General features: G+C 42.4%; 13 protein-coding genes and 1 other annotated feature. All 13 genes read right to left on the bottom strand.

Annotation, left to right across the window (positions count from 1 at the left end; genetic code table 11):
- Positions 1 to 15: 15 nt before the first annotated feature.
- A complete protein-coding gene (rpoC, locus tag ACOZ9X_RS20235; protein ID WP_066390649.1) occupies positions 16 to 3639 on the bottom strand; it encodes a DNA-directed RNA polymerase subunit beta' in 3624 nt (1207 codons plus the stop codon).
- A gap of 29 nt (positions 3640 to 3668) precedes the next feature.
- Positions 3669 to 7211, bottom strand: coding sequence for a DNA-directed RNA polymerase subunit beta (rpoB, locus tag ACOZ9X_RS20230; protein WP_137792247.1), 3543 nt, complete (start codon positions 7209 to 7211; stop codon positions 3669 to 3671).
- A gap of 291 nt (positions 7212 to 7502) precedes the next feature.
- Positions 7503 to 8105 carry a class I SAM-dependent methyltransferase gene (locus tag ACOZ9X_RS20225; protein WP_423419729.1) on the bottom strand — a complete coding sequence of 201 codons (603 nt, stop codon included), beginning with the start codon at positions 8103 to 8105 and terminating at the stop codon, positions 7503 to 7505.
- Between the two features lie 345 nt (positions 8106 to 8450).
- A complete protein-coding gene (gene rplL, locus ACOZ9X_RS20220) occupies positions 8451 to 8816 on the bottom strand; it encodes a 50S ribosomal protein L7/L12 (RefSeq protein ID WP_066237995.1) in 366 nt (121 codons plus the stop codon).
- A gap of 47 nt (positions 8817 to 8863) precedes the next feature.
- Positions 8864 to 9361, bottom strand: coding sequence for a 50S ribosomal protein L10 (rplJ, locus tag ACOZ9X_RS20215; RefSeq protein ID WP_066285506.1), 498 nt, complete (start codon positions 9359 to 9361; stop codon positions 8864 to 8866).
- 39 nt (positions 9362 to 9400) lie between these two features.
- Positions 9401 to 9552 (bottom strand) — a sequence feature (ribosomal protein L10 leader region).
- 45 nt (positions 9553 to 9597) lie between these two features.
- Positions 9598 to 10299: a 50S ribosomal protein L1 gene (gene rplA, locus ACOZ9X_RS20210; RefSeq protein WP_066390636.1), complete on the bottom strand. Its 702-nt coding sequence runs from the start codon at positions 10297 to 10299 to the stop codon at positions 9598 to 9600.
- 160 nt (positions 10300 to 10459) lie between these two features.
- Positions 10460 to 10885, bottom strand: a complete 426-nt coding sequence (gene rplK, locus ACOZ9X_RS20205; RefSeq protein ID WP_066285502.1) for a 50S ribosomal protein L11 — start codon at positions 10883 to 10885, stop codon at positions 10460 to 10462.
- A 158-nt stretch (positions 10886 to 11043) separates the two neighbouring features.
- The gene (gene nusG / locus ACOZ9X_RS20200; protein ID WP_066390634.1) at positions 11044 to 11577 is read right to left on the bottom strand and encodes a transcription termination/antitermination protein NusG; all 534 of its coding nucleotides are present in this window, start codon (positions 11575 to 11577) and stop codon (positions 11044 to 11046) included.
- A 75-nt stretch (positions 11578 to 11652) separates the two neighbouring features.
- Entirely contained in the window at positions 11653 to 11859 is a 207-nt protein-coding gene (gene secE / locus ACOZ9X_RS20195) for a preprotein translocase subunit SecE (RefSeq protein ID WP_082861218.1), read from the bottom strand.
- Between the two features lie 58 nt (positions 11860 to 11917).
- The gene (gene rpmG, locus ACOZ9X_RS20190) at positions 11918 to 12067 is read right to left on the bottom strand and encodes a 50S ribosomal protein L33 (protein WP_077365486.1); all 150 of its coding nucleotides are present in this window, start codon (positions 12065 to 12067) and stop codon (positions 11918 to 11920) included.
- 605 nt (positions 12068 to 12672) lie between these two features.
- Positions 12673 to 13323 (bottom strand): RNA polymerase sporulation sigma factor SigH, encoded by a 651-nt coding sequence (sigH, locus tag ACOZ9X_RS20185; RefSeq protein ID WP_066390628.1) that lies wholly within the window; start codon positions 13321 to 13323, stop codon positions 12673 to 12675.
- 79 nt (positions 13324 to 13402) lie between these two features.
- Positions 13403 to 13921 carry an NYN domain-containing protein gene (locus tag ACOZ9X_RS20180; RefSeq protein WP_423419728.1) on the bottom strand — a complete coding sequence of 173 codons (519 nt, stop codon included), beginning with the start codon at positions 13919 to 13921 and terminating at the stop codon, positions 13403 to 13405.
- Positions 13918 to 14700 carry a 23S rRNA (guanosine(2251)-2'-O)-methyltransferase RlmB gene (gene rlmB / locus ACOZ9X_RS20175; RefSeq protein ID WP_423419727.1) on the bottom strand — a complete coding sequence of 261 codons (783 nt, stop codon included), beginning with the start codon at positions 14698 to 14700 and terminating at the stop codon, positions 13918 to 13920. Before rlmB ends, ACOZ9X_RS20180 begins: the two co-directional genes overlap by 4 nt.
- Positions 14701 to 14702 lie beyond the last annotated feature (2 nt).

Genomic DNA, 14702 nt, shown 5'->3' with positions numbered 1-14702 from the left:
TCAACATTTCATTTATTAATCTTGAGAAACAAGTTCTGTAGGCAGTTCTGCCTCTTCATTGTTCTCATCTTCAACTACAGGAGAGTTGATTCCGATGTTTCTGTAACGGTTCATACCCGTTCCAGCCGGGATCAGCTTACCAATAATAACATTTTCCTTAAGTCCGAGTAATTCGTCACGCTTACCTTTGATGGCAGCATCCGTAAGAACTCGAGTTGTTTCTTGGAATGATGCAGCAGATAAGAATGATTCAGTCTCAAGAGATGCTTTTGTAATACCAAGAAGCACTGGACGACCTGTAGCAGGAGTTCCACCTTCAAGAAGTACACTACGGTTAACATCCGTAAACGCATGAATATCCATAAGTGCTCCTGGAAGTACTTGAGAATCACCAGAATCGATGATGCGCACTTTGCGAAGCATCTGGCGAACCATAACCTCAACGTGCTTATCTCCGATTTCTACCCCTTGCATACGGTAAACTTTCTGAACCTCACGCAATAGGTATTCTTGTACGCCTTCTGCACCACGTACTTTAATTAATTCTTTAGGATCGATCGAACCTTCCGTCAATACTTGACCGGCAGTTACCTTATCGCCTTCGACCGCTTTAATGCGGGCACCGAAAGGAATCGTGTAAGATCTAGATTCGATTTCACCTTGAACGACTACTTCACGCTTATCTTTATTGTCGTTCACGCCAACAACCGTACCTTCAAGCTCAGAGATAACCGCTTGACCTTTCGGGTTACGCGCTTCAAACAATTCTTGGATACGCGGAAGACCTTGTGTGATATCATCTCCTGCTACCCCACCTGTATGGAAGGTACGCATTGTAAGCTGTGTACCTGGCTCACCGATGGATTGAGCAGCGATAATTCCAACAGCTTCCCCAACTTCAACGTCAGAGCCTGTTGCAAGGTTGCGTCCGTAACATTTCTTACAAACCCCGTGACGTGTGTCACAAGTAAATACAGAACGAATCGTTACTGCTTTCACGCCTACTTCTTCAATATGAGCGGCCATGTCTTCAGTGATCAGCTGATTAACGTCTGCAAGAAGTTCTTTTGTTTCAGGATGGTATACCTTTTTATAAGCAGTACGGCCGATCAAACGCTCATGAAGAGGCTCGATAACTTCGTTGCCTTCTTTAATAGCTGCAACTTCTAAGCCACGGTCCGTTCCACAGTCATCTTCACGTACGATAACATCTTGAGCAACGTCAACCAATCGACGAGTAAGGTAACCTGAGTCAGCTGTTTTAAGGGCTGTATCAGCAAGACCTTTACGCGCTCCGTGAGTAGAGATAAAGTACTCGAGTACTGTTAAGCCTTCACGGAAACTTGATTTGATTGGAAGCTCGATGATTTTACCAGCCGGGTTGGCCATCAGACCACGCATACCAGCTAGCTGCGTAAAGTTAGATGCGTTACCACGGGCACCGGAGTCACTCATCATGAAGATTGGGTTTCGCTTATCAAGTGTACCCATCAATTTATTTTGGATTTCGTCTTTCGCCAAACTCCAAACATTGATTACACGCTCATAGCGCTCTTCTTCAGTGATCAAACCACGTCTGAATTGCTTAGTAACGTTTACTACTTTTTCTTCGGCTACAGCAAGGATCTCTTGCTTTTCAGGTAATACTACGATGTCGGATACACCGATTGTGATACCAGCGCGCGTAGAATATTTAAATCCTAAGTCCTTCATGCGGTCAAGCATCTTAGACGTTTCAGTAATCTTAAAGCGTTTGAATACTTCCGCGATAATCTTACCTAGAATCCCTTTCTTGAATGGAACAATCTCTTCATGCTTCTGGATTTCCTCTTTTACATTAGCAGCCGGATCTAAGAAGTACTTTTCAGGTGTTTCCACTTGAAGGTTCGTCGTAGTCGGTTCGTTAATGTAAGGGAATGACGGAGGCAGGATCTCGTTGAATAACAACTTACCTACTGTCGTCATAAGAAGCTTAGATTGCTGTTCATCCGTGAAAGTTTCTTTATTTAAGCTGGATACCGGTACTGCAATACGAGAGTGCAAGTGCACGAATCCATTTTCATAAGCGATGATCGCTTCGTTGATATCTTTAAATACAGACCCTTCACCAATAGCCCCTTCACGTTCTAGAGTCAGGTAATAGTTACCTAAAACCATATCCTGTGATGGTGTTACTACCGGCTTACCATCTTTCGGGTTCAAGATGTTTTGAGCAGCTAGCATTAAGATACGAGCCTCTGCTTGTGCTTCAGCAGAAAGAGGAACGTGGACCGCCATTTGGTCACCGTCAAAGTCAGCGTTGTAAGCTGTACATACGAGCGGGTGAAGACGGATTGCACGGCCTTCTACAAGCGTTGGTTCGAATGCTTGGATACCAAGTCTGTGAAGTGTAGGTGCACGGTTTAGTAGAACCGGGTGTTCACGAATAACTTCTTCTAAAACATCCCAAACTTCTGGCTGAACGCGCTCTACTTTGCGTTTTGCACTCTTGATGTTGTGTGCAAGACCTTTTGATACTAGCTCTTTCATAACGAATGGTTTGAAGAGCTCAAGTGCCATCTCTTTAGGAAGACCACATTGGTACATCTTTAAGTTCGGACCTACTACGATAACCGAACGTCCAGAGTAGTCAACACGTTTACCTAGCAAGTTTTGACGGAAACGACCTTGTTTCCCTTTCAGCATGTGTGAAAGTGATTTTAACGGACGATTTCCTGGTCCAGTAACCGGACGGCCACGACGACCATTATCGATTAATGCATCGACTGCTTCTTGAAGCATACGTTTTTCATTTTGAACGATAATGTTTGGAGCACCTAAGTCTAATAGACGCTTCAGACGGTTATTACGGTTGATAACACGACGGTAAAGGTCGTTAAGGTCAGATGTGGCAAAACGTCCACCATCAAGCTGAACCATCGGACGCAATTCCGGTGGAATAACCGGAAGTACTTCTAGAATCATCCAATCGGCATGGTTGCCTGAGTGACGGAATGCTTCTAGTACTTCTAAACGCTTAATAGCACGAGTACGGCGTTGGCCTTGTGCTGTTTTAAGCTCTTCTTTCAACATCTCAACTTCTTTTTCAGCATCGATGTCTTCTAAAAGACGTTTGATCGCTTCTGCACCCATTTGTGCAGTGAAACCTTTTCCATACTTTTCACGGTATGTGCGGTATTCCTTTTCTGAAAGCAGTTGTTTCTTCTCAAGAGGTGTATCTCCTGTATCAGTAACAACGTATGAAGCAAAGTAGATTACTTCTTCTAATGCTCTTGGAGACATATCCAAAACAAGACCCATACGGCTTGGGATACCTTTGAAGTACCAAATGTGAGATACAGGAGCAGCAAGCTCGATGTGACCCATACGGTCACGTCGAACTTTAGCTCTTGTTACTTCAACACCACAACGGTCACAAACCACGCCTTTATAACGGACGCGCTTATACTTTCCGCAATGACATTCCCAGTCTTTTGTAGGACCGAAAATTCTTTCACAGAACAAGCCGTCTTTTTCAGGCTTAAGTGTACGGTAGTTGATTGTTTCAGGTTTTTTTACTTCCCCTCTTGACCACGACCGGATTTTGTCCGGTGAAGCAAGACCAATTTTCATATATTCAAAATTATTTACGTCTATCAAGGAGCGTACCTCCCTTTTGATATCCTGTTTTAGTCATTCGAAGTGTAAGACTCAAGATTTAGATTTAGTTTCTCGCTTGCCTGATCGTCTTCATCATCAAGCTCTCTCATTTCAATTTCCTTGTCATCTCCAGAACAGATCTTAACGTCCATTCCAAGAGATTGAAGTTCTTTGATCAATACTTTAAATGATTCTGGAACACCTGGTTCAGGAACGTTTTCGCCTTTAACGATGGCTTCATACGTTTTCACACGGCCGACAACATCATCGGATTTAACCGTAAGAATTTCCTGTAGTGTGTATGCCGCGCCATATGCTTCAAGCGCCCATACTTCCATCTCACCGAAACGCTGACCTCCAAATTGAGCTTTACCGCCAAGAGGCTGTTGTGTAACAAGTGAGTAAGGTCCAGTTGAACGAGCATGCAGCTTGTCATCAACCATGTGAGCCAGTTTGATCATATACATAACCCCAACTGATACACGGTTATCAAACGCAGCACCTGTACGCCCATCATAAAGTACCGTTTTACCATCGCGAGCCATTCCGGCTTCTTCGATCGTAGACCAAACATCTTCCTCACGCGCTCCATCGAATACCGGTGTAGCAACATGAATGCCTAGCTGACGAGCAGCCATTCCAAGGTGAAGCTCCAATACCTGACCGATGTTCATACGGGAAGGTACCCCTAGTGGGTTTAACATGATGTCAACTGGTGTTCCATCTGGAAGATAAGGCATATCTTCTTCAGGCATAATTTTAGAAATTACACCTTTGTTTCCGTGACGTCCGGCCATCTTATCTCCTTCATGAATCTTACGTTTTTGCACGATGTATGCACGAACGAGCTGATTCACACCCGGAGGTAGTTCATCGCCATCTTCACGGTTAAACACTTTAACGTCAAGGATGATTCCATCTCCACCGTGAGGTACACGCAATGATGTATCGCGGACTTCACGAGCTTTTTCACCGAAGATCGCATGTAATAGACGTTCTTCAGCTGTTAATTCAGTTACACCTTTAGGCGTTACTTTACCAACTAAGATATCTCCATCTTTAACTTCTGCACCAACACGAATGATTCCGCGTTCGTCCAGGTTGCGTAATGCATCTTCTCCGACGTTTGGAATATCACGAGTGATTTCTTCCGGTCCAAGTTTTGTATCACGCGCTTCTGACTCATATTCTTCAATATGGATCGAAGTATAAACGTCGTCTTTAACGAGACGCTCACTCATGATGACAGCATCCTCGTAGTTGTAACCTTCCCAAGTCATGAAGGCAACAAGAACGTTACGACCTAAAGCAAGTTCACCGACTTCCATTGAAGGGCCATCCGCTAAGATTTCCCCTTTCGTCACACGGTTTCCTGTGCTTACAATCGGACGCTGGTTATAACACGTTCCTTGGTTGGAACGAATAAACTTAAGCATGTTGTAAGTGTCAAGGTCGCCTGAAACTTCCTTGCCATCTACTTCTTTAATGCGGCGTACTTGAACTTGTTTTGCTGTAACGCGCTCAACAATTCCTTCGTGCTTACAGATTACTGCAGCTCCAGAGTCTTTTGCTGAAACGTGCTCCATTCCTGTACCAACGATCGGTGATTCAGGAACAAGTAAAGGTACAGCCTGACGTTGCATGTTCGCTCCCATTAGGGCACGGTTGGAGTCATCATTCTCTAAGAACGGAATACATGCTGTCGCAGCAGATACTACCTGTTTCGGCGATACATCCATATAATCGATGCGTTCGCGTTTAACAACAGTGTTATCACCACGGAAACGTGCGATTACGTCTTCGTTCATGAACTCTCCGTTATCACCTAAGATAGAGTTCGCCTGTGCAACTACGTATAAATCTTCTTCATCAGCAGTCAAGTAATCAATACGGCTCGTTACACGACCAGTTTCAGGGTCAACCCTACGGTATGGTGTTTCGATAAATCCATATTGGTTCACTTTTGCATAAGAAGAAAGTGAGTTGATCAAACCGATGTTCGGACCCTCTGGCGTCTCAATCGGACACATACGACCGTAGTGAGAGTAGTGAACGTCACGAACTTCGAAGCCTGCACGTTCACGTGTAAGACCACCTGGCCCTAGTGCAGATAGACGACGTTTGTGCGTCAATTCTGCTAGCGGGTTCGTTTGATCCATGAACTGTGAAAGCTGAGAGCTTCCGAAGAACTCTTTAATAGATGCGATAACAGGACGAATATTGATCAACGCTTGTGGTGTAATCGCATTTGTGTCTTGGATTGACATACGCTCACGCACAACACGTTCCATTCTGGAAAGTCCGATTCTGAATTGGTTTTGAAGAAGCTCACCAACTGAACGCAGACGACGGTTTCCAAGATGGTCAATATCATCTGTTGTACCTACTTGATGCAATAAGTTGAAGAAGTAGTTGATAGAAGCAATAATGTCAGAAACCGTGATGTTTTTAATTTCTTTATCAACAAGTCCGTTTCCGATAACATTAATGATTCTTTCACCCTCTTGATCATCAGGCGCATAGATTTTGATAGATTGAAGAGCGATATCTTGATCTTCAGCCACTCCTCCTGCTGGTGTTACGGTTTTAAAGCCTACACCACTCTCAAGAGCAGGGATAATCTTATCTAGCGTTCTGCGGTCAAGAAGCGTACCTTCTTCAGCAATCACTTCACCAGTTTCAGCATCAACAAGTGTTTCAGCTAGTTTCTGGTTGAAGAGACGATTCTTTATATGAAGCTTTTTATTGATTTTGTAGCGTCCAACGTTAGCTAAGTCATAGCGTTTAGGATCAAAGAACCTAGAATCTAATAAACTTTTTGCATTATCTACTGTTGGAGGCTCTCCCGGACGAAGACGCTCATAGATTTCGAGAAGGGCTTTTTCCGTTCCTTCTGTATTATCCTTATCTAGCGTGTTGCGAAGATACTCGTCTTCTCCAAGCAAATCAATGATTTCTTGATCAGACCCAAACCCTAAAGCACGAAGCAATACGGTAATAGGGATTTTTCTTGTGCGGTCAATACGCACATAAACTACGTCCTTAGCATCTGTTTCGAACTCCAGCCAAGCACCGCGGTTTGGAATGACAGTAGCGGTAAAACCTTTTTTACCGTTTTTGTCGATTTTCTCACTATAGTAAACACTTGGTGAACGAACGAGCTGTGATACAATTACACGCTCTGCCCCGTTGATCACAAAGGTTCCCGTATCTGTCATTAACGGGAAATCTCCCATAAATACTTCCTGCTCTTTTACTTCGCCCGTCTCTTTATTGATCAGACGCACTTTCACACGAAGCGGAGCAGCGTAAGTAACATCGCGCTCTTTTGATTCATCTACAGGATACTTCGGCTCACCTAAGTTATAATCAATAAACTCTAAAACGAGGTTCCCTGTAAAATCTTCAATCGGCGAAATGTCTCGGAACATTTCACGTAACCCCTCATCAAGAAACCATTGATAGGAAGCGGTTTGAATTTCAATTAAGTTTGGTAATTCAAGCACTTCGCTAATCCTTGCATAACTTCTTCGTTGGCGGTGGCGTCCAAACTGAACTAGTTGACCTGTCAACTGCTTCACCCCTCAAATCCAGCGTTTTTTTCGTGTATCATATTTCTATCTAACATTCTATTAAGAAGGTTAGAAAACAAAAAGAAAAAGGGTTTCATATTTTTAAAACCGCAGTTTTCCTATTTTGATAAAAGCTATTATATAATTTTGTCCAACTTTTTCGCATTCTATACGTCTAAACATGAGTAAAAAACGTTGATTTATCAACGTTTTTTCGCTTACCACGAAAAATAAGCAGCAAAATGCGAATCCATTGGCATTTTATAATACTAACATACGGGATTTATCAAGTCAAACTTTTATTGCACGTAAAATATAGTAGCCTTTTTTCTTCGCAACCGTTTCAACTTGACCGAATAATTGTTCCATTTTATCCATAGCAGATGGCGCACCTTGTTTCTTTTGAATCACTACCCATAACTCGCCACCAACGCAAAGTTTGTGATAGGCTTCTTCAAAAATTTGATGAACGACCGTCTTACCTGCACGGATCGGCGGATTTGTGATAACAGCAGCGAACTCTTCATCCTTCACTTCAGCAAATAAGTAACTTTTATAGATCTTTACGTTATCAACCTTATTCTTATCTGCGTTCAGCTTCGCAAGTTCGATTGCTCTTTCATTGATATCCACCATTTGAACAACTCGATCTTTTTCCGCTCTAGCAAGCGAAAGTCCGATCGGTCCGTATCCGCATCCTACATCTATATAATCACCAGGTACTTCTGGAGGTACAAAGGACTCTATTAGAACGCGACTGCCAAAATCTACTTCTTTCTTTGAAAAGACACCAGCATCTGTCGTAAAGCGAAACTTTTCGCCGTTTAATAAAAAATCCCATGTTTCTCTTTTGCTTTCTGTACCAGGTGTTTCAGAGTAATAATGGTTCTTCATTGTTTTTAAACTCTCCTTACCTTCTGATAAAGACAGTATTCCCGTTCCGAAATTCTTTAACGGTCTATCTATAAAGTTGCTTTTGCAAAGTTGCCTTTGGAAGTGTTGATTTCCGTTTCAGGTGCTCGCTTTCCGCGGGGCAGGCGGTGAGCCACATTCGGACGTTTCACTCTTAAGTGTCTCACCCGCCCGCCTGTCCCGCAGGAGTCTCCCACCTTCCACTTCAATCAACTGTTCAAAGAAGCGACAAGATTAAAAGCAGCAAGATTTTAGAATAATTCATTCTAAAAAGATATAACGAAACAAACAAAAAGGTCCGCCATCGGGCGAACCTTTTCTTTTGAATTACTTAACTTCAACAGAAGCTCCAACTTCTTCAAGTTTAGCTTTAATTTCTTCAGCTTCGTCTTTAGATACGCCTTCTTTAACTGGCTTAGGAGCACCGTCAACAAGTTCTTTCGCTTCTTTAAGGCCAAGACCTGTAAGTTCACGAACAACTTTGATAACTTTAATTTTTGAAGCTCCACCGCTTGCAAGAATTACGTCGAATTCAGTTTGTTCAGCAGCAGCGTCTCCACCAGCAGCTCCACCAGCTACAGCTACAGGAGCAGCAGCAGTTACACCAAACTCTTCTTCGATTGCTTTTACTAGGTCGTTAAGCTCTAAAACAGTCATTGTTTTTAAGCTTTCAATGATTTGCTCTTTAGACATTATAATTTCCTCCTTATGGAATGTAAGTTATTGGTTGAAGATAAGACTTATGCGCCTTGTTCTTCTTTTTGTTCTGCAACGGCTTTAGTAGCCAACGCAAAGTTGCGGATAGGTGCTTGAAGCACGCTGAGTACCATAGAAAGAAGACCTTCTCTTGATGGAAGTTCAGCAAGAGCTTTCACTTCTTCTAGAGACGCGATACGTCCTTCGATTACACCAGCTTTGATCTCAAGCGCTTCGTGTTTCTTAGCGAAGTCGTTAAGAATCTTAGCAGGAGCTACAACATCTTCATTCGAGAATGCGATCGCTGTAGGACCAGTTAAGTGTTCTGATAGGTTAAGGTCGTTTTCTTCAGCTGCGCGAACTACCATTGAGTTTTTGTAAACTTTAAACTCGATGCCAGCATCACGTAGTGACTTACGAAGTTCAGTAACCTCAGAAACAGTAAGACCACGGTAGTCAACAAGGATTGTTGATTGGCTATTTTTGATTTTCTCAGAAATAGTGGATACTAACTGCTTTTTTGTTTCTAAAATGCTGCTCATTATTACACCTCCTGTAAAATGATTGCATCACCGCAGGTTTTGTCCAAAAACAAAGCCTCCATGTCGAGACATGGAGGCGTGAGTATCTAAAGTCATAAGTAATTTACTAATGAGCTTATCGATGCTTCACCTCGGCAGGAAGATTTAAGCCTGTTGGCTCCTGCTGTCTACGGCATTCATCTGATGCGTTTGTGTTTAACAGTATATAATATAACGGGTCGAAACCCGTTTGTCAACTATCGTTTTACAGCAAATGAAGATGGATTAACTTTGATCCCAGGTCCCATAGTAGAAGAAACAGCTACGTTCTTCATGTAAGTTCCCTTTGCAGCTGCAGGCTTAACTTTCAACAATGTTTCGATGATTGTGTTAAGGTTTTCTGCAAGCTTCTCAGCTTCGAAAGATACTTTACCGATTGGAACGTGAACGTTACCAGTCTTGTCGACACGGTATTCTACTTTACCAGCTTTGATTTCGTTAATCGCTTTTTCAACTTCAAATGTAACTGTTCCTGTTTTAGGGTTAGGCATTAATCCTTTAGGCCCTAGAACACGTCCAAGTTTACCAACTTCAGCCATCATGTCCGGAGTAGCAACGATTACGTCGAACTCGAACCAACCTTGTTGGATTTTGTTGATGTAGTCAGAATCGCCAACGTGATCTGCTCCAGCAGCTTCAGCTTCTTTTGCTTTTTCACCTTTTGCGAATACTAATACACGTTGAGTCTTACCAGTTCCGTTTGGAAGCACTACTGCTCCACGAACTTGTTGGTCAGCTTTCTTCGTGTCTACACCTAAACGAACTGCAACTTCTACAGACTCGTCAAATTTTGCAGGAGCAGCTTTTTTAACTAGCTCGATCGCTTCTGCAGCGTCATATGCTTTTGTGCGGTCTACTAATTTAGCCGCTTCTTGGTACTTCTTACCTTTGTTTGCCATTGTATTGTCCTCCTTATGTGGTTTAGCGGATATTCCTCCCACTTATTGCACTTACCATCAAGTGCAATCGAACGCATTGCATGAATAAAGGTTGCGAACCGTTTGACGGGCAGGATATCAATCCATTTACTCGCAACCTAATAGACATCAAACACAGGGATTAGTCTTCGATAACAATTCCCATGCTGCGTGCTGTACCTTCAACCATACGCATTGCAGCTTCAACACTAGCAGCGTTTAGGTCAGGCATTTTTGATTCTGCGATTTCGCGAACTTTATCACGCTTTACAGTCGCAACTTTTTTCTTGTTAGGCTCACCAGAACCTGACTCGATTCCTGCAGCTTTCTTTAAAAGAACAGCAGCCGGAGGAGTTTTAGTGATGAATGTAAATGAACGGTCTTCGAAAACCGTGATTTCTACCGGAATGATTAAACCAGCTTGATCAGCAGTACGAGCGTTGAATTCTTTACAGAATCCCATGATGTTTACCCCAGCTTGTCCTAGTGCAGGTCCAACTGGCGGTGCCGGGTTTGCTTTACCAGCAGGGATTTGCAATTTTACCATCTTAATAACCTTTTTAGCCACGCGACACACCTCCTTAAGTCCGTGATGTGGTATTATGGGCCGAAACCCTCCCACTCAAAAATACGCTTCCCCTCCTAAAAGAGAGGAAGCAGTTGATTAGTAATATCAAACATAAAAAATTCTATCACCTTTTTGAAGTGATTACAAGTCTTTTTCCATTATAACTTGCTAACTTGGGTAAACTCAAGTTCAACTGGTGTTTCACGGCCAAACATGTTGACGTGAACTTTCAGCTTCTGTTTTGTTGCGTCGATCTCTTCAATCGTACCAACAAAGTCAGCAAAAGGACCTTCTTTTACTTTTACAGATTCCTTGATTTCGAAATCAACTTCAACGCGCGGAGCTTCCATACCCATACCTTTAAGAATATGATCTACTTCCTCAGGCAAAAGTGCCGTTGGCTTTGAGCCCGCTCCAGCAGAACCGACAAATCCAGTTACCCCAGGTGTATTACGTACAACGTACCAAGAATCATCTGTCATGATCATTTCCGTTAATACATAACCAGGGAAAACTTTCTTCATGCTTGTTTTTGTCTTACCGTTCTTTGTTTCGGTCTCTTCTTCTACAGGTACAAGTACACGGAAAATCTTATCTGTCATCCCCATAGATTCCAAACGCTTTTCCAAGTTTGCTTTTACTTTGTTTTCATAACCTGAATAGGTATGAACTACGTACCAATTTTTTTCCATACGATGGGACCCGTGTCCTTTCCCTCCTAAAATGGATATACTCTAGCATTCTATCCAAAAGAAGCTATATCTAATCTACCCTAAAATAAGCTCAACTAATTGTGAAATGCCTAGATCCACAACCCAGAAGAACAAAGCCATAATCACTACAGTTGACAGTACAATCCCCGTATAGCGAAATAATTCTTTTCGCGAAGGCCAGCTTACACGCTTCATTTCCTTATTTACATCGGAAAGAAACTTTGCTGGTGATTTTTTTGTCTTTTCTGCAACATCCGCCATCTTCATAAACCCCCATGCCTTTTGATCAATTAACATTTATAAAAAAAGCTTGTTTCGCTTACTTCGTTTCCTGGTGAATGGTATGAGCATTGCAGTAGCTGCAAAACTTTTTAACCTCGACTCGTTCAGGATTGTTTTGCTGGTTCTTCATCGTTGTATAATTTCGTTTTGAGCATTGTTTACAGGCTAAAAAAACTTTTTTTCTCATGCTAAATAAACACCTTTCGTGCGACAAAGCCACTCATCCACGTTACAATGTTACTTTTAAAACCTTAACATAGGGGTATACGCTTGTCAATAAAGGGAAAATGACGTTTTGAGAGCGAATTGTGTTGGAAATGTAAGTGGTTGATTATTATTTTGGATGCTTCGCTTTGTTAGTGACACTTTTATGTATTGGGAGAAGCTTTTTATGTGGAAGGCACCTAGCTTCTTATTTGAAGTGAAGCAATTAAACATAGAAAAACTCAAAAAGTGATCTCTAATTGATAAATCGGGTGAAAACCAGCTGAAAATGATTTCGCGGGCTATTTTGTTCTAATGAGAACGATGAATCATTCGATTTTCAACTAACATCAGGCCATTAACATATACCCACCCCAGTATCCATGATGCTAATCCCTGAAATTTCAGCCTTAATCCTAGAAATTATTAGATTAATCCCGCGAGTTTGGGCTATAATCCGGCGAGTTTTGAACATATATCGGCGAGTTGACAATATTCGACTACCATTACACACCCCGATACCCCTACAATAACCAGCTAATCATTCACTCAAAGCCAAAAGAAAAAGAGCAGGAACAATCCCCGCTCTTAAGATGATATTTCTCTTAGCTCTAAATAACGCTCTAATTTACGTTTCACTCGCTGAAGCGCGTTGTCGATCGACTTCACGTGTCTGTCGAGATCCACTGAGATTTCCTGGTACGATCTTCCGTCAAGATACAGCATTAGAACTTTACGTTCCAAGTCACTTAATATTTCTCCCATCTTCACTTCAATATCATCAAATTCCTCTTGATTGATAATCAGTTCTTCTGGATCAGTGACTTTTGTACCGCATATTACATCCATTAGTGTACGATCAGACTCCTCATCATAGATGGGCTTGTCCAACGACACGTAAGAATTTAACGGAATGTGCTTTTGTCTAGTTGCCGTTTTGATAGCGGTAATCATTTGCCTTGTTATACATAGTTCGGCAAAAGCTTTAAAGGATGACAGCTTGTCCTCTTTAAAATCGCGAATGGCTTTATACAGCCCGATCATGCCTTCTTGAATGATATCTTCCCGGTCTGCACCGATCAAAAAGTATGATCTTGCTTTCGCACGAACAAAGTTTTTATATTTGTTGATCAAATATTCAAGTGCTGCGCTGTCCCCCTCATGAACCAGTTCCACAAGGCTTTCATCTTCCATGAGCTCGTAATCGCTTACTGACCGTTCCTTGAGATCTATGTTCACGACAAATCCCCCCACCAGGTTTTTACCGGCAAAATATAGCAATATTATAGCTCATAGTTCACAAAAGCGTCAAGATTCCTTATTTTTGCCCTCTTCTCCATCTTTCAAATATTTCGGCAATTTCGTCTGAAATAAGGATAGAGGATGAGGTTTGCTTCCTTTTTCGCTCGCCAACGGACACATGAATATGCTTTTCGATCTCGTCCATCTCATTCTTTAATTCTCTCGCAGATTTTCGCAATGCGCCCTTACCAAAAATCTGCCACTGCTCGGTTGAATCTGAAGTTGCGACATAAATTCGTGTATCGATTGATTTCAACTCTCCGACTAGACGTTCGATCCGTTCATCCGCCGTTTCGTTCTCTCTTGTAAAAATGACTTCAACGCGGTGGTTTTTCGTTTTTTTCTCTGTGCCAGGTGTGAGATGGGCATCAAATACAACGATCACTTGATACCCAGTCGTCCCCTGGTATTCTGCCATATATTCGATCAGCAGGTCTCTTGCGTTGGCAAAATCCGATATTTTTAAGCTCCGTAGTTCGGGCCAAGCGCCAATGATGTTGTAGCCATCAACAATCAAATAGTGGCGAGTTTTCATTTTCGAGCTTCTAACGGATTGCGGTTACGGTACACTTCATACATCAAGAGGCTAGCTGCAACGGACGCATTAAGCGAGGTAACTCTCCCTTTCATCGGAAGCTGAACAAGGAAATCGCACGTTTCTGATACGAGTCTTCCCATCCCTTTTCCTTCGCTTCCGATCACAAGACCTAAAGGCATGTCCCACTTTGCTTGTCTGTAGTCGTCTTTCCCCTTCATGTCAGCGCCGGCAAACCACATACCACGGTCTCTTAACTCTTTCATCGTTTGAACAAGATTCGTTACACGAACAACCGGAATGTACTCGATCGCACCTGTTGAAGCTTTTGCTACTGTAGCGGTCAGTCCTACTGAACGTCTTTTCGGAATGATGATGCCATGTGCACCAACTGCATCAGCCGTACGCATGATCGAACCTAGATTATGTGGATCTTCAAGCTCGTCTAATAAAAGAAAGAACGGCTCTTCTCCACGCTCTTCAGCAATTTTAAATAAATCATCGATATCTGCATAAGAGTAGGCTGCAACACCCGCGATCACACCTTGGTGATTGCCTCCTCCGCTTAATGAATCCAGCTTCTGTTTTGGCACATATTGCACAAGAACGTTTTGTTTTTTAGCCATAGAGACGATTGTGCTTACAGGTCCTTTTTGAGATCCTTCACCTACGAAAATTTTATTAATATCACGGCCAGAGCGCAGTACTTCCATAACCGGATTTCGGCCGATGATCAGTTCTTGTTCTTTTTGTTCTTTTTGTTCTTTTGCTTCACTCATCT

The sequence above is a fragment of the Fictibacillus nanhaiensis genome, from assembly GCF_049537595.1.
GTDB lineage: Bacteria > Bacillota > Bacilli > Bacillales > Fictibacillaceae > Fictibacillus > Fictibacillus nanhaiensis_F.
Note: the sequence above shows the minus strand (reverse complement) of the source record. Positions and strands in the feature narration are given on the sequence as shown.